The sequence below is a fragment of the Limnohabitans sp. genome (assembly GCF_046052765.1).
Lineage (GTDB): Bacteria > Pseudomonadota > Gammaproteobacteria > Burkholderiales > Burkholderiaceae_C > Limnohabitans.
In genome coordinates this window covers 1-26,438 of record NZ_JAVLFQ010000038.1, presented here as the reverse complement: position 1 = coordinate 26,438, position 26,438 = coordinate 1, and the positions used below count along the sequence as shown (strand labels likewise).

The window sequence follows — 26,438 nt, the reverse complement described above, 5'->3', positions numbered from 1 at the left end:
AACCGCATGTTTCCGCTCACGCTCAAAGGGCTGGAAGATGCGATGCGTATGTTGAGTAAATAAATTAGTCTTGTTTGATTTCTTGGTCTGATGCTGCCTGTAGCACTTCGTGCTTGAATCCGCCTTATTATTTCAATCTGATTTTTATTAAATATTCTTTTATATTTCTTTTTATTAATTTTCTAGTTATTTTAAATTTTGTTGCAAAAGAATCTGTTTTTCTAAACTTAAAATCAGTTCCTCTTGTCATGGATGAATCTGTGTTTTTTGTGAAAGAATTATAGTAATATAAAGCAACAGATTTTCTTGTTATATTTTCAGGGCACTTAAGCGGGTCAGGATGACCATGATAACTTCTTTCATCTGTATTAAAAATAACACATCTGTTGAAAATTGGCTCTATCGAAGTTACCGCCTTTGACATTTTATCATCCCATAATTCTAAATTACCACCAAATTCAGTATGCCAGTTTTTGTTTAAATAGATTAGCATATTAATTCTCCGCTGAAGATTTAATTCCTTATGAGATCTAAAATCAGCATGAATAGAAAGTTTTCCTCCACTTTTTATTTCATGATAACCGCCACCAAGATAATAAGGATCAGATACTAAATTTGAAATATCCGTTAGTCCCTCTAAAAACTTAAGAATGGGTGGTGAATTAAAAAAACTGAATATATGCTTAGCCGCATAATTACAATCTGATGGATTTATACCTCTTTTTAAATTTTCTAAATGAATTGTGTTTGCAATATAATCATTATTGGACACTTCATTAGGGAAGTTTGACAATAATTTGTCAATTACTACCTCAGGAAGAAAATTATCATAAATGATGCTAGGAAAGGGTTCGGCACTTAGATAGATACTTTTATAATCATTTCCTAATGAATGGGCATAATCCAAATTTAGATTGAGTCCATTTTCATTTTCAATTATGGGAAGAGTAAATTTAATAGTCATGATATTTTATTTGGATGAGGTTGTACATATTTTATCAAATTGACAATTTTATCTAATCCAATTTTATATGAGATCAACAAATCGGACAGGCGTGTGGCAATACCGACAAAGCATCAGCATCATTCAACAACTGGTCAGCAACCGCATGTTTCCGCTCACGCTCAAAGGGCTGGAAGATGAAATGAGGATGTTGAGCAAATAAGCCACTAGTTTTTTGTTGCGCTTGCAGACTCAGCCTGCTGCTTTTCCCTCTTCAGTCGCTCTTTCTTCAAATCCCGCATTTGGTGCCAGGCAAACACAAACACCAAACCGAAAATACCCAATTCAATCCATATACCCATGGGATACCTCTTTGCTTAGATTCGTGGCAACCGCACGAAACACCCTAGCCTACAATCTTTGGCAATGCCACCGTAGTTCAATGGATAGAACTCTCCCCTCCTAAGGGAGTGATACAGGTTCGATTCCTGTCGGGGGCACCAACCATAACCTTAATTTTTTTGGGGCTTTATCCTCGGGTTTACACCGCACACAAACCTTCGAAAACATATTGAATCTGCGGCAACAAATCATTAAATTAGCTTAATAAATTCATAAGCACATTAATGTTTGATAAATACCGGTTTTACGTTTGCTTCTTTGTTGTACTGTCACTTTGTACAGGCCTAGCGCTTGGTCATCCCCATTTGCGTATGGCCTACCAAATCCAGCCCTTGATGGCAGATGGTGGCATACGAGGTTTTCATATCAGCTGGCAAATGGATGCCCAAAACAGTTTGTTGGTTCGCGAAAACATCGATTTAAATCAAAACGGCGTGCTCGACACCGATGAATTGCAAGCCTTCGCTGACAGCAACAGCCCGCTCATGCAACCTTACAACTATTTTTTAACCATTGAAGATGGCAAAAGCGCAGCGCCCTTACCTTTCGAGGTGAGTCACTTTTCTGCAAGGGATGGCGGACGCGGTTTTCAAGGCGGTATTTACTTTGAATTCGATGTGCAGCTGAGCCAACCCATCAGCCACAACCAAGCACAGTTGCAAATGCAAGACCCGACTTGGTACATAGGATTTATGCCTCGCTTGGGCCAAGTACTCGTTGCCGACAGTGAATGCGATTCCAGTTTCACGCGTGAAAAACGCCAAACGCCTACCCAAGGCGAACAAGAGGTTCAACGCATTGTTGTTCAATGCACATCAGGGACTGCGGCCCGACCTGATGCGCAGGTTTCACCCAACCACGGGCCCATCCACGGAGACAATTCATGAAGATCAAGAAAATTGCTGCCACGTTCTTGGCAAGCGCCCTTTTAGGTGCAATGTCTGTAGGCAGTGCCATTGCCTACGAAAATTGCCATAAATCCAAATGGGGTCCAGATGACCAAATTGGTGCTGTGAATAACATCACCAAAGACAATATTTTGGCGGCTACCAAGCTGATCAAACAAGGCAAGAAAATGGCCATGGCGATTGAAACCAATGCCCAAACACCCGCTTTCCCACCCCGTACTTACTCAATCACCATCGTTAAGCCTGGCCAAGAAAACGGTCAAACTTTAGGTAACACCAAGACCAGCTACCACGACGACATTTTGCAAACTTGGGTAGGTATTGGCACACAGCTCGATGGGCTGGGTCATATTGGTATTGACAATGTTTACTACAACTGCACGCCGGGCATTGAAGTCACCGGCATCGGCGGCTTGAAGAAATTCGGCATTGAAACTTTCCCAGGCGTGGCCACCCGCGCTGTGCTGTTGGACATGACGGCTCTGATGGGCAAAGACATCGTTGCTGAGGGAACGCCTTTCAATCAGCCTGAAATTGAAGCTGCATTGAAGCGCCAAGGCAATATGAAGATCAACAAAGGCGATGTGGTGATTTTCTATACCGGTTGGCACAAACTGCTGGGCGTGGACAACAAGCGCAACGGTTCGGTTGAACCTGGCTTGGGTGTGCAAGGTGCTCGCTACTTGGCCTCTTTGGGCGTATCCATGATCGGTTCAGACACTTGGGGCTTGGAAGTTGTTCCCTTTGAGAACGCAGGCCAAGTGTTCCACGTGCATCAAATCTTGTTGGCTGAATTCGGCGTCTTCATTTTGGAGAACGTGGTTGCTCAACAAGCTATCAAAGATGGCGTTTATGAAGGCATGATCACCGTGGGACCGCACCGTACCACTGGTTCTGTACAAGCTATTGTGAACCCGATTTTTGTGTACTAATCCCTGCAAAGGCTGGAAAAAAAGGCACCTCCGGGTGCCTTTTTTGTTCTGATTGACTCAGATTTTTTTGGTTGAGTTTGCGTTTGGAAAAGCCTCAGCAATCGTCTCCACTTTTCCGCAATGTGCAGCGGTATAGCCGGGCAATTGATTGACAGCAAACTGAAATGTATCGCTGTTCAATATTTTCAGCACTGCCTGCAAATGAGGCTTCTCCAAATCGGATTGGTTACAAAGCAAAAAATAACGCTCTGTCGCTAACGGTAAAAATTCCAGCTTAAAGCGACGTGCAGGTGTTTCCACGCCAAAGCCCACATCAGCCATCCCACTGGCGACATAAGCAGCCACAGCCGCATGGGTGAACTCTGCCTGTTCATAACCAGCAATCTGTGACGGATCAACCTGCGCTTTTTTCAAAAAACATTCCAACAAAAAGCGAGTACCGCTGCTGGGTTGTCGGTTCACAAAACGGATGCCTTTGCGAGTGAGATCACCCATCTCGTAAATCTTGTGCGGGTTGCCGCTGGTCACCATGAAACCCTGACGCCTTGTTGCCACATGGATGATGCGACTTTCTTTGAGAGACAACCATCGAGAGTAGTGTTTGAAACCTAGCTCTTCAAACTCGCCCTGCGGTATGTGGAATCCGGCGATTTCACACGCGCCTTCGTGCAGGGAAGCCACGGCTTCGATACTGCCCACATATTTGCGCTCGACATGCATGCCTGCGAGCGTCAGGTTTTCAATCATTTTTTCGACGGCAAAACCATGACTGGCATGGACCCTTAATGCGTCGTTATTGCTGGACAAAAGACGGCCGATTTCGCCTTCCAGTTCGGAGGCCAAGGTCTCAAGCATGGGCGTCAGCCTGGCATTGATGCGGTGACCGGCCCAGACCAATTTTTCTGCCAGCGGTGTCAATGTAGAGCCTTTACCGCGCTCCATGTTCAACAAAGACATACCCAATTGCGCTTCACCTTGTCGGATCAAATTCCAAGCATGCCTGTAGGAAGCGCCGGTTTTTTTGCAAGATCCGGACAAACTGCCGTGGCCTTGCACCTCTGCCAGTAATTCGAGCAATCTGGGCGCCAAATTTTGGCCTGCGGCATCGCTGATGGTCCATTGAGGTTTGATCGAGACTTTATGCATGGGAATAAATAGGCTCTTAACAGCATATTAGTTGTGTGTCATAAAACCATCATAACTGACACCGATCATCATATTGCGGCTTCTCAGTGCTTACCCTAGACTGTGTTGTGCTGGGAAAGCATACGTTAAAGTCGCTTGCTGACAAAATTTCCCAACCCAAAATTATGGAGACACCATGAGCTCATCCACAGAAGCTTCAGGCACGCCCGGTTTTCTATCAAAGGAACGCATCATCGCTGGCGATGGTTTTAATCGCTGGTTGGTGCCTCCTGCCGCTTTGGCCATTCATTTGTGTATCGGCATGGCGTACGGTTTTTCTGTTTTCTGGCTGCCATTGTCCAAAGCGCTGGGCATCAAAGAAGCCATCAAATGCGGACCCGAGATCGGATTCTTTCAAGAATTGTTCATCACCACTTGTGACTGGAAAGTCTCCACACTGGGTTGGATGTACACCTTGTTCTTTGTGCTGCTGGGAAGCTCGGCGGCGCTTTGGGGTGGTTGGCTTGAACGTGCCGGACCGCGCAAAGCAGGCGTAGTGAGTGCGTTTTGCTGGTGCGGCGGCATGTTGATTGCAGCCTTGGGGGTGTACACCCACCAGTTTTGGTTGATGTTGCTAGGCTCCGGTGTCATAGGGGGTATCGGCCTTGGTCTGGGTTACATCTCACCTGTCAGCACCTTGATCAAATGGTTCCCAGACCGCCGCGGCATGGCCACGGGCATGGCCATCATGGGCTTTGGCGGCGGCGCCATGATCGGTTCACCTCTGGCCGCTGAATTGATGAAGCGATTCGCCTCTGACACCGAAGTCGGTGTGTTTCAAACGTTTGTGTGCATGGCCATCGTTTACTTTGTGTTCATGATGGCCGGCGCCCTCGGCTACCGCGTCCCCGCTACCGGTTGGAAGCCCGCAGGTTGGACACCACCGCCGCAACAAAGCAACAACAGCATGATCACGCAAAACCATGTGCATGTGAGCAAGGTCTGGGGCATTCCCCAGTTCTGGATGGTCTGGGTGGTGTTGTGCATGAACGTGTCTGCCGGTATCGGCGTGATTGGCATGGCCAGCCCCATGTTGCAGGAAGTCTTTGGTGGCAGCTTGATCGGTGTGGATGCCAAATTCGGCGATCTCGACAAAGCGCAACTGACCATGATTGCCGGAGTGGCCGCGGGTTTCACAGCTTTGCTGAGTTTGTTCAATATTGGCGGGCGTTTTGTTTGGGCCAGCTTGTCTGACAAGCTCGGTCGCAAACTCACCTACATCATCTTCTTTGTGTTGGGTGGTGCGCTCTACGCCTCTGTGCCAGCCAGTGCCATGGCAGGAAACAAACTGTTGTTTGTCGCAGCGTTTTGCATCATCTTGAGTATGTACGGCGGCGGCTTTGCTACTGTTCCTGCTTACCTCGCCGATTTATTCGGTACGCAAATGGTGGGCGCTATTCACGGCCGCTTATTGACCGCATGGGCGACCGCCGGCATTTTGGGCCCGGTGGTGGTCAATTACATGCGTGACTACCAGTTGGGCTTGGGCATTCCTCGCGAGCAGGTCTATAACCAAACCATGTTCATTTTGGTCGGCATGCTGGTGGTTGGTTTGATTTCCAACTTGATGATTCGTCCAGTCAATGCCAAGCATTTCATGACGCCAGAGGAACTGGCGCATGAGAAGCAACTCGCCCATGAAAAAGCCAGCGCGTCTGAAGTCGGTAGCGCCCAAGGCGATTCATCAAACACCCATCCTTTATGGGTGGTGCTGGCCTGGACAGCCGTCGGTATTCCGCTGGCCTGGGGCATCCACCGCACCGTGTTGAGTGTGAGCAAATTTTTTAACTGATATCAAAAATGAATAAACCTGTCGAAGCCCCTGAACTGCTGACTGTCAGTCGGCTGCTGCCTGAATTCAAAGACATGCCAGGCGGTCTGATGCCCTTGTTGCATGCGGTGCAAGAGGCTTTGGGGTTTATTCCAGCCAGTGCCGTCCCCATGCTGGCCGAGGCCATGAACTTGTCACGCGCCGAGGTTCATGGCGTCATCACCTATTACCATTTTTTCCGCAGCAAAGCACCCGGTAAACACGTGGTGCAAGTGTGTCGCGCCGAGGCCTGTCAATCCTGCGGCAGCGAAGAATTGCTGTCACAAGCAGAAGAACTTCTGGGTTGCAAATTGCATGAGACCAGCGCTGACGGCCTTTTTACTCTAGAGCCTGCGTATTGCCTGGGCTTGTGCGCGTCTTCACCTGCGGTGCAAATCGACGACAAGCTGTATGCGCGAATGGACAAAACACGCATGGCCCGATTGGTTGCTGACATAGGGAGCGCTGCATGATCACCGTTTTTGTTCCCTGCGACAGCGCGGCCTTGGCCGCTGGCGCCAATGAAGTAGCCGATGCCTTGCTTAAGGAAGCCACGGCACGCGGCCTGTCTATCAATGTTCAACGCAACAGTTCGCGCGGCATGTTTTGGCTTGAACCGCTGGTTGAAGTCGTCACTGCCAAAGGCCGCATGGCTTACGGGCCGGTGACTTTTGAAGACGTGCCTTCTTTGTTTGAAGCCGGTTTTTTGAATGGCGGCTCGCACGCTTTGTCTCTTGGCCTCACCGACGAGATCGCTTATCTCGCCAAACAACAACGCCTGACCTTTGCCCGCATGGGCATCACCCGCCCTTTGTCTTTGGATGATTACGCGGCACATGGAGGCTGGGTCGGTCTGCAAAAAGCTGTAGCTATCGATGGCGCTGATGTGGTGCAAACCGTGTTGGATTCGGGCTTGCGCGGACGCGGCGGCGCAGCGTTTCCGGCAGGCATCAAATGGCGCACCGTGCGAGCCACCACGGCGGCCCAAAAATATGTCGTGTGCAACGCGGATGAAGGCGACTCGGGCACGTTCTCCGATCGCATGACCATGGAGGGTGACCCCTACATGCTGATCGAAGGTATGGCCATCGCTGGTGTGGCGGTCGGCGCCACCCAAGGCTATATCTACATCCGCTCAGAATACCCGCACGCCATTGCCACCATGAACACCGCCATCCAATTGGCGCAATCTGCCGGCTACCTCGGCGACAACGTGTTGAACAGCGGCAAAGCATTTCATTTGCATGTGCGCAAAGCCGCGGGTTCTTACGTATGTGGTGAAGAGACCGCCATGCTTGAAAGCCTGGAAGGCAAACGCGGCATAGTGCGTGCCAAACCACCCCTGCCTGCGCTAGAAGGTTTATTTGGCCAACCCACCGTCATCAACAACGTGATCACGCTGGCCAGTGTGCCCATCATCATGGCCAAAGGCGCTGCGTTTTACAAAGATTTCGGCATAGGCCGCTCCACCGGCACGCTGCCATTTCAAATCACCGGCAACATCAAACAAGGCGGCTTGGTTGAACGCGCCTTCGGACTCACGTTGCGCGAATTGTTGTTCGAGTTTGGCGGCGGCAGTCGCAGTGGCAGACCGATCAAAGCGGTGCAAGTGGGCGGCCCCTTGGGTGCTTATGTGCCTGAGTCGCAATGGGATGTGCCACTGGACTACGAAGCTTACGCAGCGCTTGGATTGGTGGTCGGTCACGGCGGCATTGTGGTCCACGACAACACCGCCAATATGGCGCAACTGGCTCGTTACGCCATGGAATTTTGTGCGTTAGAGAGTTGCGGCAAATGCACACCGTGTCGCATAGGCTCCACGCGCGGCGTGGAAACCATAGACCGCATCGCCACTTCCTCTAACAAGGAACAGCAAGTGCATTTGTTGCGCGATTTGTGCGACACCATGTTGCACGGAAGTTTGTGTGCCATGGGCGGCATGACGCCCTATCCGGTGCTTTCAGCACTCAACCATTACCCTGCTGATTTCGGTTTAGAAAAAGCCGAAACCACTGCTTCTTAAGGACTCCCCATGTTGATGTACCTGAAACAAGAACGTGACCATGGAACACCAGCTCGCACATCCTCTGAAACTGTCAGCCTGAGCATTGACGGCTACGATGTCAGTGTTCCCAAGGGCACATCGCTGATGCGTGCAGCGGTTGACGCCGGCATACAAGTCCCCAAACTGTGCGCCACTGACAGCTTGGAACCTTTTGGTTCTTGTCGTTTGTGTCTGGTTGAAATCGATGGCCGCAAAGGCTATCCAGCTTCTTGCACCACGCCTGCAGAAAACGGCATGGTGGTACATACCCAAACCCCGAAGTTGCAAGATTTGCGCAAAGGCGTGATGGAGTTGTACATCTCCGACCACCCGCTGGATTGCCTGACATGCAGCGCCAACGGCAACTGCGAATTACAAGACATGGCAGGTGTCACCGGTTTGCGCAATGTGCGTTATGGCGTGGGTGCTCAAGCGGGCGACCACCATTGCGACATGAAGAAGGACGAGTCCAATCCTTACTTCACCTACGACCCGAGCAAATGCATTGTGTGTAACCGCTGTGTACGCGCCTGTGAAGAAACCCAGGGCACATTCGCATTGACTATTTCGGGCAGAGGTTTCGAGAGCCGCGTATCCCCCGGACAAGACCAGCCTTTCATGGACAGCGAGTGTGTGTCATGCGGTGCCTGCGTAGAAGCGTGTCCGACCGCCACCTTGCAAGAAAAATCCATCATTGAACTCGGTCAACCCGAGCACAGCCTGATCACCACCTGCGCTTATTGCGGGGTCGGTTGCGGCTTCAAGGCCGAAATGAAAGGCAATACCGTGGTGCGCATGGTGCCTTGGAAAGACGGCAAAGCCAATGAAGGTCACTCTTGTGTGAAAGGCCGATTCGCCTGGGGCTATGCCACCCACCAAGACCGTATCACCAAGCCCATGATCCGCAGCAAAATCACCGATCCGTGGCAAGAAGTCAGTTGGGATGAAGCCATCAACCATGCAGCCTCAGAGTTCAAACGCATACAAGCCAAACATGGCAAAGACGCGGTAGGCGGCATCACTTCTTCACGCTGCACCAATGAGGAAACCTATCTGGTTCAAAAATTGGTTCGTGCCGCATTCGGTACCAATAACGTCGACACCTGTGCACGCGTGTGCCATTCACCCACCGGCTATGGTTTGGGTCAAACTTTTGGTACATCGGCCGGTACACAAACTTTCAAATCGGTGGAACACGCAGATGTGTTGCTGGTCATCGGCGCAAATCCAACAGACGCGCATCCGGTGTTTGCGTCGCGCATGAAGCGCCGCTTGCGTGAAGGTGCGAAACTCATCGTCGCTGATCCCCGCAAAATTGATCTGGTCAGCAGTCCGCACGTCAAAGCACAACACCATTTGGCCTTGAAGCCGGGCACCAATGTGGCACTCATCAACTCATTGGCGCATGTGGTGGTCACTGAAGGACTGGTCGCCAAAGACTATGTGGCAAAGCGTTGCGACGACAAGAGTTTCAGCGAATGGTGCGACTTTGTCTCCAAACCAGAAAACTCACCCGAAGCCTTTGAAAGCATCACCGGCGTTCCCGCCGCCGACGTTCGCGCTGCGGCACGCATGTACGCCGCTGGCCCTAACTCTGCCATTTACTATGGCTTGGGCGTGACAGAACATTCGCAAGGCTCCACCATGGTGATGGGCATTGCCAATTTGGCCATGGCTTGCGGCATGGTCGGACGCGAAGGTGTGGGTGTCAACCCTTTGCGTGGTCAAAACAATGTGCAAGGTGCCTGCGACATGGGCAGTTTCCCGCACGAGTTGCCTGGCTATCGCCACATCTCTGACACGACGACCCGCACTTTGTTTGAAGGCGCATGGGGCGTGGCGCTGAGTCCCGAACCTGGCTTGCGCATCCCGAACATGTTTGACGCTGCGATGGACGGCTCGTTCCTCGGGCTTTATTGCCAAGGCGAAGACATTGTGCAATCCGACCCTGATACGCAACACGTGGCGGCCGCTTTGTCCGCCATGGAGTGCATCGTGGTGCAAGACATCTTTTTGAACGAAACCGCTAAATACGCTCACGTGTTTTTGCCGGGTTCATCCTTCTTAGAAAAAGACGGCACCTTCACCAATGCAGAGCGCCGCATTTCCCGTGTGCGTCAAGCCATGCCGCCGATGGCGGGATTGGCTGACTGGGAAGTCACCGTCAAACTGGCGAAAGCGCTGGGTTATGAGATGCATTACGCACACCCGCAAGACGTTATGAAGGAAATCGCCGCACTGACTCCGAGCTTTGCAGGTGTCAGCTATGAAAAGATTGACCAGCACACCAGCTTGCAGTGGCCTTGCAATGCCGACACTGCTGAGGCTGGCATTGACATCATGCACGTCAGCGGCTTTGTGCGCGGCAAAGGCAAATTTTTTCCAACGCAGTATGTGGCTTCGCAAGAAAAAGTTACCCGCAAATTCCCTTTGCTGCTGACCACCGGTCGTATCTTGTCGCAATACAACGTGGGCGCACAAACCCGCCGCACCGACAACAACCTGTGGCATGACGAAGACCTTTTGGACATTCACCCGCACGACGCCGAGGAACGCGGCATCAAAGACCATGACTGGGTAGGTATCGAGAGCCGCGCCGGGCGCACTGTGCTGCGCGCGCGTGTGACCGAGGCCATGCAAGCCGGTGTGGTCTACACCACCTTCCATTTCCCCGAGTCAGGCGCGAATGTGATCACCACTGACGCATCCGACTGGGCCACCAACTGCCCCGAGTACAAAGTAACAGCTGTGCAAGTGGTAGCGGTCACTCAACCGTCTGAATGGCAACAAAACTACCAGCGCTTCAACAAAACACAAATGGATTTGCTAGCCAAGGCTCAGTCCGACAGTTTTGAGGTGGTTGGTAAGTGAAATTTCAAACGGCTCTTTCTGCCAGTTTGGCTGAGGAGGTGCCGGTGGCCTTGGTGTTCAATGGCATTTCCCATGCGGTGATGATGGCCACGCCACTGCAGTTGGAGGATTTTGCGCTGGGTTTTGCACTGAGTGAAGGTTTGATCGACCTTGCTTCACACATGTATGGCGTTGAAGTGATTGAACAGGAACAAGGCATTGAGTTGCACATTGACATAGCGTCCCAATGCGAGGTCCGCTTAAAAGAACGCAAACGCAGCATGGCCGGTCGCACGGGATGTGGCCTATGCGGCACTGACAGTCTGGCGCAAGTCAAGTTGTCGCTGCCCCAAGCACCAGAGGTTCATCTGGACATACAAGCCATGCAACGCGCACACGCTGGTTTGCGTGCCATGCAACCCCTGAAGCTGCAAACTGGTGCCACACATGCGGCGGCTTGGTCGGATGCTTATGGCGTGATTCAACTTGTGCGTGAAGACGTGGGCAGACACAACGCCTTGGACAAACTGATTGGTGCGATGACCAAAGCCCACTTGGATGCGACACAAGGTTTTATTTGCATCACCAGCCGAGCCAGTTTTGAAATGGTGCAAAAAACCATACAGTCTGGCGCAGGCGCATTGACTGCGGTATCTGCACCGACACGTTTGGCTGTCGACATAGCGCTGTCACACAACCTGTTGCTGGCTGGTCAGGTGCGTGGCGACAGTTTCACTGCATACAGTTACCCTGAGCGATTTTTATCCACTGCTTTTATCGAATCCACAGAGACTTAAACATATGGACATACATAATCTGGTTCACATGGCCAATCAAATTGGCGAATTTTTTTCTGCTTACCCAGACCGCGACGAAGCATTGGAAGGCATTGCCAACCATATTCGTAAGTTTTGGGAGCCGCGTATGCGTTTAAAACTGTTTGAGTCGATAGATCAAGGACTCACAGGCGAATTATCAGAACTAGTGGCGCAATCGCTGGCTTTGCACCGCACTTCACTTCAACCTACAGCAATGCGCTAATTTGTATTTGTATGCTTGCGGCATCAAGCCGTTTTCTTTTTTTCAAAACAACTATTTTCTGAATCTATTTTCAGTTTGCACTGACAAGTCAAAGCATATTGAATGCTTTGCTATTGCTGCATAGCCAGCTCTGATTTCTTTATGGCACAGGTGTGAAAAAACCGTCTATCGACGGGATATGATTTTGCTTAAAGCCTGGCATGTTCACTGGAGATTGACATGCCAAATACTTTGAGATCCTTTTTGCGCTGCGCTTGGACCCAATGCACAGGTCTAGGTTGCCAACTTTTCACCCTGCTGCTGATTGGCCTGACAGGCTTAGCTCACATACCTGCATATGCGGACAACAACTACTTCGGCATACACGGCCCCAGCTACCACGATGGCGGACATTTCAACAATGCCAACTATGGTTTGTACGTTGTTCACCAGGGTTTCACCGGCGGTTTTTACGCGAACAGTTTGAACCGCGACACGTTTTATCTGGGCTATGCCCGTGAATGGGATTTACCGGGGATTGGCAAAAGTACGGTGAATTACGTGTTGCATCTGAGCTATGAATTCAGATTGAAGTGAACAAGTGCTAAGACCTAGACCTTCAACTTCTCACGGGCATCACATGTATCCAGCGACAATCCATGCTGATGGAGAGACTGTGTCCAGCTTGCACATGGTGTCTTTGCATGCCTGACAAGGTCAATTGCAACAGCAAGCCAGAGGGTTTCTCTAAGGCCAATGTGGCTAAAGACATCTCGCCCAGGCTGCGCAATTCACTGACTTGTGCCTGCAATAACACGCGCTGATAGTCATTTATTTCTGCTGGTGTCGATGCAGGATGAACTTCAAAGCCATCACCTTGAATCACCCAAGTCACTGCTTGACCGGTTTTCTTCAAACGCCCTTTGTCCATGACCACCAGTGGCAATCCGCTGGCAGCGTCGGGGTGTGACAACCACTCCAACCATGCCAAACCCTCTGGCAATGCATGTGGCCCGCCGTTGCCCAACCAGCGGCCATGAAAGCGGTTGGGTATACCCACCAGATCTGCCACACGTGCATTGCGCGGCGCTCGGTGAATATGAGCAGGCGTGGCCTCTTGCAACACCTGCCCCTCATCCATGACAACCAGTTTGTCTGCCAGTTGTCTGGCTTCGTTCAAGTCGTGCGTGACCAGCACGATAGGTAGGGACAAGTCCCTGCGTAAATCTGCAATCAGCGCGTAAAGCCCTCTGCGGCTCATTTGATCCACAGCGGAAAACGGTTCGTCCATCAACAATAACTTGGGCTGCCTGGCCAATGCTCTGGCCAGCGCAACCCGTTGTTGCTGTCCACCAGACAACATCGCAGGTGCACGCTGTTGCTGCTCGGCAGTCAAGCCCATGCGGTTCAACCAATCAGTGGCGGCTTGTATGCGTTGTTTAGCAGGTAAATGCAACATGGCAAGCGCGACATTGTCTAAGGCATTCATATGCGGCATCAAAGCATAGTTTTGAAACACCAGACCGACCAGACGTTGACGCGCCGACAAACAAATGCCTTGGTCCGTGTCGCACCAGGTTTCGCCTGCTATCTGTACTTTGGCTTGTGCGGGCTTGAGCAAACCTGCCATCAATCGCAACATGGATGTTTTGCCCGCACCTGAGGGACCTACGAGCGCCAGCATTTGACCGGGTTCGCAACTAAAACTCCCTTGCAATGGCATAGGCAAGTGTTGGCTGACACTGACGTGCAAACCTACGCTTTGGCTTACGTTATTGCCAGTGGTCATCTGCGCCTCGTCAATCGCGAAGTGGCAAAAAACGAAGCCGCCACAGCCAGCAATGACATGACGAGTAACAACAAGGCCATGCGATCAGCCGATTGCACATCAAAAGCTTGCACCCGGTCGTAAATAGAAATCGCCAGTGTTTTGGTTTCACCAGGAATACTGCCGCCCATCATCAAGACGACGCCGAATTCACCCAAGGTATGCACGAATGTCAGCACCATGGCCGACAACACACCGGGCCAGACCAAGGGCAATTCGACCCGCCAGAACGTGGCCCAACTGCCCAGACCGCATACGGCAGCAGCTTCGTTCAAGTTGGAGGGAGCCGATTCAAACGAACGCTGAATGGGTTGCACCAAGAAAGGAATATTGAACAACACAGAGGCCACTACCAAGCCTGAGAAATGAAACGCAAGTTGAATGCCTTGCTGTGACAACCATTGACCCAAGGGTGAGGCCGCGCCGAATGACACCAACAAGTAATAGCCCAACACGGTCGGTGGCAACACCAAGGGCAACACCACCAAGGCCTCAATCAAGTATTTGCCCTTGAACTCGGTATAGGCCAACCAACGCGCAAGCAACATGCCGGGCGGCAACAACAAAGCCAGCGTGATCGCTGCAAGTTGCAATGAGAGTGAAAGCGCTTGCCAATCGATGGTGTTCTCCTGAGTATCAAGGCATGGCAAAACCATAGTGCGACAGCACTGCCTGCGCCGCTGCACTGCCCAGGTAATCGTAAAACAGTTGTGCGCCAGGTGACACGGGTTTGATCAACACCATTCGCTGAACCAAAGGCTGGTGATTTTTTGCATCAATCAAATCAAACCGGCCTTTGTCGGCGAATGCAGGAGCCACGGCCAATGACTGCGCGATGATGCCAGCTTGCGCAGACCCCGACAAGGTGAATTGCGCGGCCTGCGAAATGTTTTCGCCCAGAATCAATTTGCTTTGCAATGCGCTCCATAAGCCAACGTTTTGCAACACCTGTTTGGCGCGTTCACCATAAGGGGCATGCTCGGGGTTGGCGATGGCGAGTTTTTGCAATCGCCCGTCTTGCAAGCTGGCCGCCAAGTCTTTCAAACTGCCGTCAGCTTTGAGGGAGGACCCGTTGGGTGTGAACACACCAATGCGGCCAACCGCATACACCTTGCCGCGGTCTGCGGTCTTACCTGCATCAGCAATTTTGTAAACAAAATTTTCATCGGCTGACATGAATATTTGAAATGGCGCACCTTGCAGTATTTGCGTGGTGAATTGTCCGGAAGAGCCAAACACCAGCGTGATTTTTTGACCGGTTTGCTTTTCATAGCGGGCGGACAATTCTTCCAATGCAAACTTCAAATCAGACGCAGCGGCCACGCGTACCACGGCGGCTTCTTCAGCGTGAGCCAATGGCGTCAAGCCCATCATGACCGAGATAATCCAAGCAAAAAAACAATGTTTCATTTTTGACTTCTTCAACGCAAATAAGCTACTGTGAACAAGTTATTTCTTGACGCGGTTTCGCTATTCTCTTTTAGAATAGCGAATGTATCATAAGCCCGGAGCCAAGCTGTGCCCCCTAAAAAAATCGCTACGCCGCTGCCAGACGCGCTGGGTCATGCCATCACGGACAAGCGCTTACTCATATTGCGCAGTCTGTCCCAAGCCGGTTCTATCTCTCAAGCTGCCAGACAAGCCGGTGTCAGTTACAAAGCCGCTTGGCAAGCGATTGACACGCTGAGCAATTTGTCGGGTGTAGCTCTGGTTGAAAAAGTCGTAGGCGGTGCGGGCGGAGGCGGCGCGCGGTTGACGCCCGCCGGCGTTCAATTGCTGGATGCTGCCCAAAAACTGGGCACTGTGCGCAAGCAATTACTCGCAGACATGGCACCTGCGCATGCTAAAAACAACATGCCGCCAACACCCATGGCTTTGGCGGTTCGCACCAGCATGCGCAACCAATTGCTCGCCAAAGTGGTGACGGTCAAAACGGTGGGGGCACTGGCATGGGTCAGATTGCAAATCACCGAAGAAGTGGTGTGGGTGGCGAAAATCACCAAAGAAAGTGCCCAGCTGTTGGACTTGGTGCCCGGCATGCAAATCATGCTTTTATGCAAAGCCACGGCTGTCCGTATTTCTAGGCGGCTAGTGGAGAAACCAGGCACCAACAAAGCCTACGGCAAAGTCACTCGCCACTCCCGGGCCAAGGCCACTGAAATCAGTTTGCAAATTGCGCCTAATATCAGTTTGATTGGCTTTGCCGAGGAAGAACAAATTAAAACCGGTGAAACCCTTTATGCATATTTAGAAGATTCATCCTTGGTATTGGCATTGGTTGAATAAGCCAAACCAGTTAAAGTCAACACATCCAAAGAAATCACACCGAGAACTTTATGCAATCCAGATTCCACACTGTCACGCTCGCCGGACTGTTGCTTGGCTTACTCAGCCTGCATTCATTCGCCCAAGACAAGGCGCCCGAATCCAAGGCGCTTCATGCGCGAGCCAATGCCGCTATGTGCGCCAACTGCCACGGCAGCGAAGGCCGCACTGTCAAAGATTCGAGCGTTCCCTCTATTGCGGGTTTGCCGCGCGATTACATGGTGCAGCAAATGCAAGCTTTCAAAGATGGCAGCCGCCCCGCCACCATCATGCACCAGATCACCAAAGGTTTGACTGAAGCTCAAATTGCTTCCATGGCCGACTATTTCGCAGCGCTACCCCGTTAAGGACTGAGCATGAAAAGAAGACATTTGTTGCAAGCCGGATTGGCGCTTGGTACCACTCCCGCTTTGTGGGCGGCCAACTTACCTTCCAAAGCCCAGGTGGTGGTCATCGGCGGCGGCTATGGCGGGGCCACTGCAGCCAAATATGTGCGCTTGCTCTCCAATTACAAAATCAATGTGTTGCTGATCGAGCCCAACACCAGTTTCATCTCCTGCCCCATGTCCAACTTGGTGATTGGCGGCAGCAAAAATCTCTCCGACTTGACTACGTCTTACGACGCACTCAACAGCAAACACGGCATCACCGTGGTCAAAGACAAAGTAACGGCGATTGATCCGCAGAAAAAAACGGTTGCATTACAAAACGGTGCTTCCATCGGCTATGACAAACTCGTGTTGTCCCCCGGTGTCGACATGATGTTTGACACCATAGAAGGTTTGCAAGCAGCGAACGCCAGCGGTCACATATTGCAAGCGTGGAAAGCCGGTGCTGAAACGCTGGCGTTGCGCAAACAACTCCAAGCCATGCCCGATGGCGGCGTGTATGCGCTGACGGTGCCTGAAGCGCCTTACCGTTGCCCGCCCGGGCCGTATGAACGCGCCAGCCAGGTGGCGCATTACTTCAAGCAAGCCAAGCCCAAGTCCAAGGTACTGATATTGGATGCCAACCCAGACGTCACATCAAAAGCGGGATTGTTCAAAAAATTCTGGAGCGACAACTACAAAGACATCATTGAATACCGCCCCAACCATAAAGTCACTTCTGTCAACAGCGGCACCATGAATATCAATTTTGATGTGCAAGAGCCAGTGAAAGCCGATGTTCTCAATGTATTGCCCGCCATGCGCGCAGGTGCCATTGCCGTACAAACCGGTTTGGCTACGGCCAACAACCGCTGGTGCGGCATCAATTACCAAACCTTTGAATCAACCGTCGCCAAAGACATACACATTCTGGGGGACGCCATCCTCGCTGCACCCGCCATGCCTAAGTCAGCGCACATGGCCAATTCACATGCCAAAGTGGCTGCCGCTGCCATCGTGGCGCAAATATCTGGCTTGGATATCAACGACACACCGTTTCTCACCAACACCTGTTACAGCTATGTGAGTGACAAACTGGTGGTGCATGTAGCCTCGGTACACCAGTACAACGCAGAAGAAAAAACCTATAAAACAGTCGCCGGTTCAGGCGGCTTGTCCAGCGAAGCCAATGCGTTAGAAGGAACGTATGCGTGGAATTGGGCGCAAAACATCTGGGCAGATTCGCTGCTTTAATTGAATGTGAATTGGGGTTAAATTGGGGTCATAAATTGGGGTCAGAGATAAATTGGGGTCAGATACCAATTAATTTAAAAATTAATTGGTATCTGACCCCAATTTAATCTCTGACCCCAATTTACCAATTTACCAATTTACAGTTCAAAGGCCACTCTACCAGCCACCAAGGTGGCATGCACACGACCTGGCATCTGGCTGCCATTCATGTCAAAAGCAAACGGTGTGTGCTTGCTCTGACTGTGCAAAGCAGACGGCTCGACTTGCCAGTGTTCTGAAGGTTTGTAAATACAAATATCCGCCGGTGCACCAACTGTCAACTGACCCAGACCTTGACCCGCAGGACCCAATAATGCAGCAGGGGCGCTGGTAATGACTTGCAAAGCACGTATCAAGTTCACATTGCTTTGATCTGCCCACTTCAAACAGGCGCTGAGCAGCATTTCCAAGGCAGACGCACCCGGCTCAGCCTGTGCAAAAGGCAAATCCTTGGCGTCGCCTTCCACAGGCGTGTGGTCTGACACCAGCACGTCGATGGTGCCATCTGCCAAACCCTGACTCAAAGCTTCCCGGTCACGCTGCTGCCGCAAAGGTGGTGTCAAACGCGCACGGGTATCGAAATAACCCACATCGTTGTCGGTGAAATGCAAGTTGTGGATGCTGACATCCGCACTGATAGCCAATCCCTCGGCCTTGGCTTGGCGCACCAATTCCACACCTGCAGCACTGGACAAGCGACACACATGAACACGTGCCCCAGTGCTGCGCATGACATCGATCAAGGTATGTAAAGCAATGGTCTCAGCTGCCACCGGTACACCGCTCAAACCCAGCCTTGTGGCCAAGGGTCCGCTGGCTGCCACGCCTTTGCCTAGGTGAACATCTTGGGGTCTTAGCCACACCACGTAGCCGTAAGTGGCTGCATATTGCATGGCACGTTGCAAAGTCTGTGTTTGCGTCATGCCGTGTTCAGCTTGCGAAAAACCTATGCATCCAGCCAAGGTGAGTTCGGCCATGGGGGTGAGACTCTCCCCAGCAAGACCTCGCGTCAATGCCCCCAATGGAAACACGCGCGACAAATGCAAACGCGCAGCGCGAAATTGCAGCATCTCAACCAGTCCGGGTTCATCCAACACCGGTTGCGTATCGGGCGGACACACCACGCTGGTCACACCTCCAGCGACAGCTGCGGCCAATTCAGACTCGAGCATGCCTTCGTGTTCGTGCCCGGGTTCGCCCAAACGGGCACAGGCGTCCACCAGTCCGGGAATCACCATGCAATCGGTGGCATCGATGGTTTGGTCTGCTTTGAAGTCGGCAGGTATGTGTCCAATAGCCAGCACATGGCCTTTTTGCACCGCCACATCCGCGCGTTGACTGAAACTGCTGGCCGGATCGATGACGTGCCCGTGTTGAATCAATATATTCATGCGTCGTTCCCTGCCACGATAGACATCACCGCCATGCGCACCGCTATGCCAAAAGTAACTTGCGTCAAAATCACACTTTGCGTTCCGTCGACCACCGCAGATTCAATTTCCACACCTCGGTTGATCGGCCCCGGGTGCATCACAATGGCATCAGGCTTGGCCAGTTGCATGCGGCTTTGGGTCAAGCCAAAGCTTTTGAAATATTCTTGGCTTGAGGGCAATAATGCACCGCTCATGCGTTCGTTTTGCAAGCGCAAAGCGATGACGACATCGCAGTCGCGAATACCTTCTTCGATGTTGTGAAATACTTTGACGCCGAGTTGCGACAAATCTCCTGGCACCAGTGTTTTAGGACCGACCACACGCACTTCGGCGCAACCTAACGTGGTCAAAGCATGAATATCAGAACGTGCCACCCGCGAATGCAGCACATCACCGACGATAGCCACACGCAGGTTGGCAAAGTCTTTTTTGAAATGACGGATGGTGTAGGCGTCAAGCAAACCCTGGGTGGGATGTGCATGCCTGCCGTCACCTGCATTGATGACGTGCACATGCGGCGCCACATGCTCGGCAATGAGGTAAGGCGCGCCTGACTCGCTGTGGCGAACGACAAAAATATCGGCAGCCATGGCGCTCAAATTGGCGATGGTATCGAGCAGACTCTCGCCCTTGCTGGCCGAAGATCGTGCAATGTCCAGATTGAACACATCGGCACTCAAACGCTTGGCTGCAATCTCAAATGTAGTACGGGTGCGGGTACTGTTTTCAAAAAATAAATTGAACACTGACTTGCCGCGCAACAAAGGGACTTTTTTGACTTCTCGGTCATTGACTGAGACAAACTGATTGGCGGTGTCCAGAATATGCGTCAGTATGTCGCGCGATAAACCTTCAGTGGACAACAGGTGAATCAATTCACCGTTGCCATTGAGTTGGGGATTGCGTTTGTACAACATCAACTGCCTTCCACCGAAAAAACAAACTGACCGACATCGTTTCGCATCAAGCGAAGGGATTGTCCGGCAGGCAGCGACAAACGCGCAGCCGCGTAATCCGCTTGCACTGGCAATTCGCGTCCGCCACGGTCAACCAATACAGCCAAGTGCACCGCAGCCGGACGTCCATAGTCAAACAATTCGTTCACCACAGCGCGAATAGTGCGTCCAGTGAACAACACATCATCTATCAACCAAATCACAGCGCCATCCACCTGAAAAGGCAATTGGGTGGCGGCACTGTCAGCCAATCCGCGTTTAGAAAAATCGTCGCGGTGCATAGACGAAGAAACCACGCCTAGTGCAGTGTGCCGCCTCATGTCTGACTGAAGTTTTTCGGCCAACCAAGCGCCTCCGGAAGTGATGCCGACCAGATGCGCAGATGCTGGCACACGCTCGCGCAAATCCTGCAACATCTGTGCGTACAAGGCTTGTGCATCCAAAGACAAATGGCCAGTGCTCATGGTGTGAGGTTTCTTAAAAATTGGTCCAGTATGACGCAAGCTGAAGCAGCATCTACATCAACGGCACCGCTGGCCTTGGCCTCGGTGGTCGAGTAACGCTCATCAACTTCATACACCGGCAGAGCAAACCGCCCGTGCAATTGACGTGCAAATTTTTTTGCTAAGACGGTGTTTTCATGCGCTGCCCCGTCAGGATGGTAGGGCACGCCGACCACGATAGCGTCGGGTTGCCAGCGCTCGATATGTTTGGCAATCAGGGGCCAGCGTGCGTCGCCGCTGGCGTTGACCGTGCCTTGCGGTTGCGCTTGACCCAAAAGGCGTGAAGCATAAGCCACGCCGGTGCGTTTCAGACCGAAGTCGAAAGCAAGAAAGGATTGCATATGTGCATGTATCAACGGCTGCACAGCCGCGTTCATGCGTGGCCCGCCTGCGGTGACAGCATCCAAGCCTGAAGACCTAACAGAGCCAATGCGCTGTCGTAACGCAACTCAATAGGGGTGTCAAAAATGACTTGCTCATCCGCCCCCACTGTGAGCCAACTGTTCTCTGCGAGTTCTGATTCAAGCTGTCCCTGTGCCCAAGCGGCGTAACCCAGAGTGATCAATACCCGCTTAGGGCCTGCGCCAGTCGACAGCGCTTCGAGCACATCTTTCGAGGTGGTCATCTCCAACCCGCCGGGTATGGCCAGTGTGGATGCATAGGCAGATTCAGACTGACCAGCATTGTTGCTGACATGTGACATAGGGTCATGTAAGACAAATCCGCGCTCAGTGTGCACAGGACCGCCTTGGAACACCGGCAATTCAATCAAATCGGTACGACCCAGTTGTAAATCCACTTTGTCGAACAGCGACTGCATGTTCATCGGGCTGGGTTTATTGATGATCAAACCCAAGGCGCCGCGCTCGCTGTGCTCACACAGATAGATCACGCTGCGTGAAAAAGATTCGTCCATCAAGCCCGGCATGGCAATCAAAAAATGGTGGGTCAGGTTGATAGGTGCAGAATCCGTGGTCATGGCATGATTTTAAGGCTGAAGAAAATGGACAGAAAATTCCCTCATTTTGCCTCTGTATTGGTCTGGTTCAGACGGGATTTGCGGCTAGACGACCACACGGCGCTCAGCCAGGCTTTGCTGCACAGCGACAAGGTCTATGGTTGTTTTGTTTTTGACCAGGAGATTTTGGCGGGTCTTCCCTCAAATGACAGACGGGTGAGTTTCATTCACACAAGCGTATGCGCCTTGGATCAACAATGGCGGGAACGTGCCGCGCTCGCAGACGCCAGCTTATTGGTACGCCATGGCATAGCGGTGACAAACGTCGTCACACTGGCCAAACAACTGGGCGTGCAAGCTGTTTTCACCCACCATGACGACGAACCGCAGTCTCTGGCGCGGGACGCCCAAGTGTTGGGGGAATTGGCCAACCAAGGCATTGCTTTTCATAGTTTCAAAGACCATGTGGTGTTGGAACGCAGTGAGGTCATGACGCAAAACGGTACCGCCTACAGTGTGTTCACACCGTACAAGAATGCTTGGTTGAAAAAAATCACGCCAACCGATATGGCAGAGAGAAAAACCACACCCAAGCCCGGACAGTTGGCCGTGGTACCCGCCGCTTTGCGCCAGCCCCTACCCGATTTGAAAAGCATGGGTTTTGACACCGTTGATCTGTCTGCATTGCATATACATGCGGGCAGTGAGGCTGCGCTTGCATTGGTGAAAGATTTTGCCAAGCGCATCAAGCTTTATGAAGAGACCCGCAATTTTCCGTCTGTCAAAGGCCCAAGTTACCTGAGTGTGCATTTGCGTTTTGGCACCGTGTCCATCAGGCAGCTTGCGCGACTGGCGTATCCGCTGGCCATCCAAGGTGACGCGGGCGCACAAACCTGGCTGTCCGAGCTGATCTGGCGCGATTTCTACCATCAGATCATGTTTCACCATCCGCACGCCATGAAGCGTTCTTTCAAGCATGAATACGATGCCATCGAATGGGAAAAAGGCAAAACCGCCAAGGCCTTGTTTGAGGCTTGGTGCGAAGGTCGCACTGGTTATCCGTTGGTGGATGCTGCCATGGCGCAAATCAACCAGACGGGCTATATGCACAACCGGTTGCGCATGGTGGTAGCGAGTTTTCTGGTGAAAGACTTGGGGATTGACTGGCGCTGGGGAGAGCAGTATTTCGCACTGCACCTGAACGATTTTGACCTGGCGGCCAACAACGGCGGCTGGCAATGGGCCAGCTCCAGTGGCTGCGACGCACAACCGTATTTCCGCATCTTCAATCCGATCAACCAAAGCGAAAAATTTGATCCCCAAGGAAAATTCATCAAACGGTATTTACCGCAATTAGCCGCTTTATCCGACAAAGACATACATGCGCCTTGGTTAGCCAAACCTGTGGATTTAAAGGCTGCAGGAGTGGAATTGGACAAGAACTACCCGTTGCCATTGGTAGACCACGCCAAGGCGCGGGCCAAAACACTGTTACGTTATTCGGTGGTAGCTAAAAAGAAACCTGTTTAAAGCTGAACCATTTCAAAGTCTTCCTTGCGCGCGCCACACTCGGGGCAAGTCCAGTTCATCGGCACCTGTTCCCAAGGTGTGCCGGGGGCAATACCTTCATCAGGCGCACCAGCCGCTTCGTCGTATATCCATCCACAAATCAGGCACATCCAAGTCTTGTTCACAGCGTAATTTCCCATTGTTGAAAGCGTCATGGCCATGTTCACAGCGTGGCATAGAATGAATCAAAGTATAGACGGCCATGAATCAAATCATCACGCTCACCGACGAAGGCCAGACACCCGAAATGGCACACCCATGCGCCATGACATTCAACAGCAACGATCCCAGTGGCGCTGGCGGCCTCACCGCTGATATTTTGGCGATGTCATCTGTCGGCGCCCATGTGTTGGCCATATCCACTGGGTCGTATCTGCGAGACACTGCTGAAACTTTTGACCATGTGGCCATGGATGAAGATGCAGTAGACGATCAAGCCCGCCATATTCTTGAAGACATTCCGGTACAAGTGATCAAGGTAGGCTTTTGCGGGACGCCTGAAATTATTTCTGTGATCGCCGAGTTGTGTACCGATTACCCGGATGTGCCCGTGGTTGCCTACATGCCCAGCCTGTCTTGGTGGCAGGATGACCCGATCGAAGCCTACCAAGATGCATTCATGGAATTGCTGTTGCCGCAAACCACTTTGCTGGTGGGTAACCATTCCACCTTATGGCGCTGGTTGTTGCCCGATTGGGGCAGCGAGCGTTCACCAAGCGCCAGAGACATTGCCAAAGCGGCTGCAGAAAAAGGGGTGCCCTACACACTGGTCACCGGCTTACCCAAAGGCGGGCAGCATTTGGAAAACGCCTTGGCTACGCCATTGTCTGTGATGGTCAGCGAAACCATTGAACGTTTTGACGCAGTGTTCACCGGTGCGGGTGATACGCTCAGTGCCACTGTCGCCGGATTGCTTGCCATGGGTGACGATCTCGAAGCCTCGGTCGCCGAAGCATTCAGTTACCTCGACGGTGCACTTGACGCAGGATTTCGCCCTGGCATGGGACATGCAGTCACAGACCGCTTGTTTTGGGCACAAGCACCTGACGAATCCGACGCTTCGGACGAAGCGGCCAATGCCGAAGATTTTTTACCTGGTCACGATACCCGTCATTGATTTTTTTAACATCGCTCATTCACAACCATGACTGATCTCAACCAAACTTTGTTCGACCGGGCCCGCTTGGTGATCCCTGGCGGTGTCAATTCACCGGTTCGCGCGTTTCGCGCGGTTGGCGGCACACCGCGTTTTGTCAAACGCGCCCAAGGTGCTTATTTCTGGGACGCGAATGAGAAACGCTACATCGATTACATAGGTTCATGGGGTCCGATGATTTTGGGACACGGCCATCCCGCGGTACTCGAAGCGGTGCAAAAAGCCGCGCTCGATGGCTTTTCTTTCGGTGCGCCCACAGAGCGTGAAATTCAACTGGTTGAAGCATTGCTCAAACTCATGCCGTCCATGGACATGGTGCGATTGGTCAGCTCCGGCACCGAAGCCGGCATGAGTGCCTTGCGCCTGGCACGCGGCGCCACGGGTCGCAGCAAGTTCATCAAGTTCGAAGGCTGCTACCACGGTCATGCGGATGCGTTGCTGGTCAAGGCTGGTTCGGGTCTGGCCACCTTCGGCAACCCAACCAGCGCCGGTGTGCCGCCCGAAGTGGTGCAACACACCTTGGTACTGGAGTACAACAACATCACTCAATTAGAAGAAGCGTTTGCGTTACACGGCAAAGAACTCGCCTGTTTGATGATCGAGCCGATTGCGGGCAATATGAATTTTGTGCGTGCCAGCGTCCCCTTCATGAAACGCTGTCGTGAGTTGTGTAAACAGCACGGTGCGTTGTTGGTGTTTGATGAAGTCATGACCGGTTGCCGCGTTGCCTTGGGAAGTGCGCAAAGTGTGTATGCCAAATCGATACCTGGTTTCGAGCCCGATGTGACGGTGCTGGGCAAGGTTATAGGCGGCGGCATGCCGCTCGCAGCCTTTGGTGGCAAACGCGCCGTCATGGAACAACTCGCGCCCTTGGGGCCTGTGTATCAAGCGGGTACGCTCAGCGGCAATCCGGTCGCCACCGCCTGCGGTCTGGCTACGTTGCATGAAATTTCCAAACCCGGTTTCTTCGATGCTTTGTCCGCCACAACCCGTTTGCTGGTCGATGGCTTGACACAAGCCGCACACCAAGCCGGTGTGCCTTTCAGCGCCGATTGTGAAGGGGGTATGTTCGGCTTTTTTCTGCTCCCTGAGTTAGCGCAAAACTACGCCAAGGTGATGACCAGCGACTCACCCAAGTTCAACCGGTTGTTTCATGGGTTGTTGGACCGTGGTGTGTACATTGCACCCGCACTTTACGAAGCAGGCTTTGTCAGCGCCGCGCACACGGCGCAGGATATTGCGGACACGGTGCAAGCCGCTGCTGAGGTGTTTGCTTCTTTTTAAAAGCTTGGTCGCTATTGCGTAAGCGGCTTTAAGCTGGCAGTATCAGCCACTTGGTTAGATGGCTTTTGTGCATCAATATGGCTGATTTTCTCAAATGGTTGACCCGCAATCTCAAGCTACTTGCTTGGAGCTTGTGTGCCTGCCTGCCAGCCTCAAACGCTGAGTACCGAACCGCAAATTGTTGAACTGCACGCGCCTTTATCAGTTTGGTTAAACCCTGGTTTTTATTCAGCGCATTTCGATACCCACAAAGGCCTGCGCAACAACAACCTAGGCTTTGGCGTAGAGGCTGTCATTAACGAAGATTGGTCGGCCACGGCGGGTGTTTTTACCAACAGCAACAACGCACGCTCCCACTATCTGGGTGCGTATTACCAACCTTGGCATTGGGGTTCTTGGAAAGCAGGCGCAGTGGTGGGCGGTTTCAATGGCTACCCGAATGCTTTCGGCGGGGGTTGGTTTCCAGCCATGTTGCCAGTGGTCACCGTCGAGGGCGAACGCTTCGGTCTGAACATTGCCTTGGTGCCGCCGCTGAAAGATCGCTTGTATGGTGCGGTCAGTTTTCAGCTGAAGCTGCGAGTCAATTAATTTAATTAGGGTCATTTAATCGGGGTCAGATACCCATTTAATCGGGGTCAGATACCAATTGTTTAATGTAATCGGGGTCAGAT

General features: G+C 52.0%; 28 protein-coding genes and 1 tRNA gene. 18 read left to right on the top strand and 11 right to left on the bottom strand.

Annotated features, from left to right (window positions below):
* Positions 1-127: 127 nt before the first annotated feature.
* Positions 128-964 (bottom strand): 2OG-Fe(II) oxygenase, encoded by an 837-nt coding sequence (locus AC9UG7_RS05030; RefSeq protein WP_509585037.1) that lies wholly within the window; start codon positions 962-964, stop codon positions 128-130.
* A gap of 67 nt (positions 965-1,031) precedes the next feature.
* Here AC9UG7_RS05030 and AC9UG7_RS05025 point away from each other — a divergent pair, with 67 nt between their 5' ends.
* The 4 genes from AC9UG7_RS05025 (at position 1,032) to AC9UG7_RS05010 (ending at position 3,185) form a co-directional block, all read left to right on the top strand.
* Entirely contained in the window at positions 1,032-1,166 is a 135-nt protein-coding gene (locus tag AC9UG7_RS05025) for a hypothetical protein (RefSeq protein ID WP_509585043.1), read from the top strand.
* A 205-nt stretch (positions 1,167-1,371) separates the two neighbouring features.
* A tRNA-Arg gene (locus tag AC9UG7_RS05020) sits at positions 1,372-1,446 on the top strand.
* 123 nt (positions 1,447-1,569) lie between these two features.
* The gene (locus AC9UG7_RS05015; protein ID WP_509585034.1) at positions 1,570-2,232 is read left to right on the top strand and encodes a DUF1007 family protein; all 663 of its coding nucleotides are present in this window, start codon (positions 1,570-1,572) and stop codon (positions 2,230-2,232) included.
* Complete coding sequence (locus AC9UG7_RS05010) at positions 2,229-3,185, top strand: cyclase family protein (protein ID WP_509585031.1); 957 nt, start codon at positions 2,229-2,231, stop codon at positions 3,183-3,185. The genes AC9UG7_RS05015 and AC9UG7_RS05010 overlap by 4 nt, the downstream gene beginning before the upstream one ends.
* A gap of 57 nt (positions 3,186-3,242) precedes the next feature.
* On the opposite strand, the gene AC9UG7_RS05005 is transcribed toward AC9UG7_RS05010, so the two are convergent.
* Positions 3,243-4,331: a substrate-binding domain-containing protein gene (locus AC9UG7_RS05005; protein ID WP_509585028.1), complete on the bottom strand. Its 1,089-nt coding sequence runs from the start codon at positions 4,329-4,331 to the stop codon at positions 3,243-3,245.
* Between the two features lie 175 nt (positions 4,332-4,506).
* On the opposite strand from AC9UG7_RS05005, the gene AC9UG7_RS05000 reads away from it, so the two are divergent.
* The 7 genes from AC9UG7_RS05000 to AC9UG7_RS04970 all read left to right on the top strand — a co-directional run bounded on the left by AC9UG7_RS05000 (position 4,507) and on the right by AC9UG7_RS04970 (position 12,691).
* Complete coding sequence (locus AC9UG7_RS05000) at positions 4,507-6,162, top strand: OFA family MFS transporter (protein WP_509585025.1); 1,656 nt, start codon at positions 4,507-4,509, stop codon at positions 6,160-6,162.
* Positions 6,163-6,170: 8 nt separating this feature from the next.
* Positions 6,171-6,653: a formate dehydrogenase subunit gamma gene (locus AC9UG7_RS04995; RefSeq protein ID WP_509585023.1), complete on the top strand. Its 483-nt coding sequence runs from the start codon at positions 6,171-6,173 to the stop codon at positions 6,651-6,653.
* Entirely contained in the window at positions 6,650-8,203 is a 1,554-nt protein-coding gene (locus tag AC9UG7_RS04990; RefSeq protein WP_509585020.1) for a formate dehydrogenase beta subunit, read from the top strand. Before AC9UG7_RS04995 ends, AC9UG7_RS04990 begins: the two co-directional genes overlap by 4 nt.
* 9 nt (positions 8,204-8,212) lie before the next feature.
* A complete protein-coding gene (fdhF, locus tag AC9UG7_RS04985) occupies positions 8,213-11,095 on the top strand; it encodes a formate dehydrogenase subunit alpha (protein WP_509585017.1) in 2,883 nt (960 codons plus the stop codon).
* Complete coding sequence (gene fdhD, locus AC9UG7_RS04980; protein WP_509585014.1) at positions 11,092-11,871, top strand: formate dehydrogenase accessory sulfurtransferase FdhD; 780 nt, start codon at positions 11,092-11,094, stop codon at positions 11,869-11,871. Before fdhF ends, fdhD begins: the two co-directional genes overlap by 4 nt.
* Before the next feature lie 4 nt (positions 11,872-11,875).
* A complete protein-coding gene (locus AC9UG7_RS04975; protein WP_509585011.1) occupies positions 11,876-12,115 on the top strand; it encodes a formate dehydrogenase subunit delta in 240 nt (79 codons plus the stop codon).
* Between the two features lie 219 nt (positions 12,116-12,334).
* Positions 12,335-12,691: a hypothetical protein gene (locus AC9UG7_RS04970; RefSeq protein ID WP_509585009.1), complete on the top strand. Its 357-nt coding sequence runs from the start codon at positions 12,335-12,337 to the stop codon at positions 12,689-12,691.
* Positions 12,692-12,713: 22 nt separating this feature from the next.
* On the opposite strand, the gene AC9UG7_RS04965 is transcribed toward AC9UG7_RS04970, so the two are convergent.
* The 3 genes from AC9UG7_RS04965 to modA are packed head-to-tail and all read right to left on the bottom strand — an operon-like array spanning position 12,714 to position 15,332.
* Entirely contained in the window at positions 12,714-13,883 is a 1,170-nt protein-coding gene (locus AC9UG7_RS04965; protein WP_509585006.1) for an ABC transporter ATP-binding protein, read from the bottom strand.
* The gene (modB, locus tag AC9UG7_RS04960; protein WP_509585003.1) at positions 13,880-14,578 is read right to left on the bottom strand and encodes a molybdate ABC transporter permease subunit; all 699 of its coding nucleotides are present in this window, start codon (positions 14,576-14,578) and stop codon (positions 13,880-13,882) included. The genes AC9UG7_RS04965 and modB overlap by 4 nt, the downstream gene beginning before the upstream one ends.
* Complete coding sequence (gene modA, locus AC9UG7_RS04955) at positions 14,559-15,332, bottom strand: molybdate ABC transporter substrate-binding protein (RefSeq protein WP_509585000.1); 774 nt, start codon at positions 15,330-15,332, stop codon at positions 14,559-14,561. The genes modB and modA overlap by 20 nt, the downstream gene beginning before the upstream one ends.
* A gap of 108 nt (positions 15,333-15,440) precedes the next feature.
* On the opposite strand from modA, the gene AC9UG7_RS04950 reads away from it, so the two are divergent.
* The 3 genes from AC9UG7_RS04950 to AC9UG7_RS04940 are packed head-to-tail and all read left to right on the top strand — an operon-like array spanning position 15,441 to position 17,869.
* Entirely contained in the window at positions 15,441-16,208 is a 768-nt protein-coding gene (locus tag AC9UG7_RS04950) for a TOBE domain-containing protein (protein ID WP_509584997.1), read from the top strand.
* A 50-nt stretch (positions 16,209-16,258) separates the two neighbouring features.
* Positions 16,259-16,594, top strand: coding sequence for a c-type cytochrome (locus tag AC9UG7_RS04945; protein WP_509584994.1), 336 nt, complete (start codon positions 16,259-16,261; stop codon positions 16,592-16,594).
* A gap of 9 nt (positions 16,595-16,603) precedes the next feature.
* Positions 16,604-17,869, top strand: coding sequence for an NAD(P)/FAD-dependent oxidoreductase (locus AC9UG7_RS04940; RefSeq protein ID WP_509584991.1), 1,266 nt, complete (start codon positions 16,604-16,606; stop codon positions 17,867-17,869).
* Positions 17,870-18,006: 137 nt separating this feature from the next.
* On the opposite strand, the gene AC9UG7_RS04935 is transcribed toward AC9UG7_RS04940, so the two are convergent.
* From AC9UG7_RS04935 to AC9UG7_RS04915, 5 genes are read right to left on the bottom strand one after another with little or no spacing between them, the layout of a single operon-like run.
* Positions 18,007-19,299, bottom strand: coding sequence for a dihydroorotase (locus AC9UG7_RS04935; protein ID WP_509584988.1), 1,293 nt, complete (start codon positions 19,297-19,299; stop codon positions 18,007-18,009).
* Positions 19,296-20,258 carry an aspartate carbamoyltransferase catalytic subunit gene (locus AC9UG7_RS04930; RefSeq protein WP_509584985.1) on the bottom strand — a complete coding sequence of 321 codons (963 nt, stop codon included), beginning with the start codon at positions 20,256-20,258 and terminating at the stop codon, positions 19,296-19,298. Before AC9UG7_RS04930 ends, AC9UG7_RS04935 begins: the two co-directional genes overlap by 4 nt.
* Positions 20,258-20,761 (bottom strand): bifunctional pyr operon transcriptional regulator/uracil phosphoribosyltransferase PyrR, encoded by a 504-nt coding sequence (gene pyrR / locus AC9UG7_RS04925; RefSeq protein ID WP_509584982.1) that lies wholly within the window; start codon positions 20,759-20,761, stop codon positions 20,258-20,260. Before pyrR ends, AC9UG7_RS04930 begins: the two co-directional genes overlap by 1 nt.
* The gene (ruvX, locus tag AC9UG7_RS04920) at positions 20,758-21,177 is read right to left on the bottom strand and encodes a Holliday junction resolvase RuvX (RefSeq protein ID WP_509584979.1); all 420 of its coding nucleotides are present in this window, start codon (positions 21,175-21,177) and stop codon (positions 20,758-20,760) included. The genes pyrR and ruvX overlap by 4 nt, the downstream gene beginning before the upstream one ends.
* Complete coding sequence (locus tag AC9UG7_RS04915) at positions 21,174-21,779, bottom strand: YqgE/AlgH family protein (protein WP_509584977.1); 606 nt, start codon at positions 21,777-21,779, stop codon at positions 21,174-21,176. The genes ruvX and AC9UG7_RS04915 overlap by 4 nt, the downstream gene beginning before the upstream one ends.
* 24 nt (positions 21,780-21,803) lie before the next feature.
* Between AC9UG7_RS04915 and AC9UG7_RS04910 the strand changes: the two genes are divergently transcribed.
* On the top strand, positions 21,804-23,288 hold the full coding sequence (locus AC9UG7_RS04910; protein WP_509584974.1) for a cryptochrome/photolyase family protein: 1,485 nt from the start codon (positions 21,804-21,806) through the stop codon (positions 23,286-23,288).
* Here AC9UG7_RS04910 and AC9UG7_RS04905 read toward each other — a convergent pair.
* On the bottom strand, positions 23,285-23,467 hold the full coding sequence (locus AC9UG7_RS04905; protein WP_509585040.1) for a rubredoxin: 183 nt from the start codon (positions 23,465-23,467) through the stop codon (positions 23,285-23,287). The two genes, AC9UG7_RS04910 and AC9UG7_RS04905, sit on opposite strands and share 4 nt — an antisense overlap.
* Before the next feature lie 62 nt (positions 23,468-23,529).
* Between AC9UG7_RS04905 and thiD the strand changes: the two genes are divergently transcribed.
* The 3 genes from thiD (at position 23,530) to AC9UG7_RS04890 (ending at position 26,355) form a co-directional block, all read left to right on the top strand.
* Positions 23,530-24,444: a bifunctional hydroxymethylpyrimidine kinase/phosphomethylpyrimidine kinase gene (gene thiD / locus AC9UG7_RS04900; protein ID WP_509584971.1), complete on the top strand. Its 915-nt coding sequence runs from the start codon at positions 23,530-23,532 to the stop codon at positions 24,442-24,444.
* A 27-nt stretch (positions 24,445-24,471) separates the two neighbouring features.
* Entirely contained in the window at positions 24,472-25,767 is a 1,296-nt protein-coding gene (gene hemL, locus AC9UG7_RS04895; protein ID WP_509584969.1) for a glutamate-1-semialdehyde 2,1-aminomutase, read from the top strand.
* A gap of 135 nt (positions 25,768-25,902) precedes the next feature.
* Positions 25,903-26,355 (top strand): hypothetical protein, encoded by a 453-nt coding sequence (locus AC9UG7_RS04890; RefSeq protein ID WP_509584966.1) that lies wholly within the window; start codon positions 25,903-25,905, stop codon positions 26,353-26,355.
* The last annotated feature ends 83 nt before the right edge of the window (positions 26,356-26,438 follow it).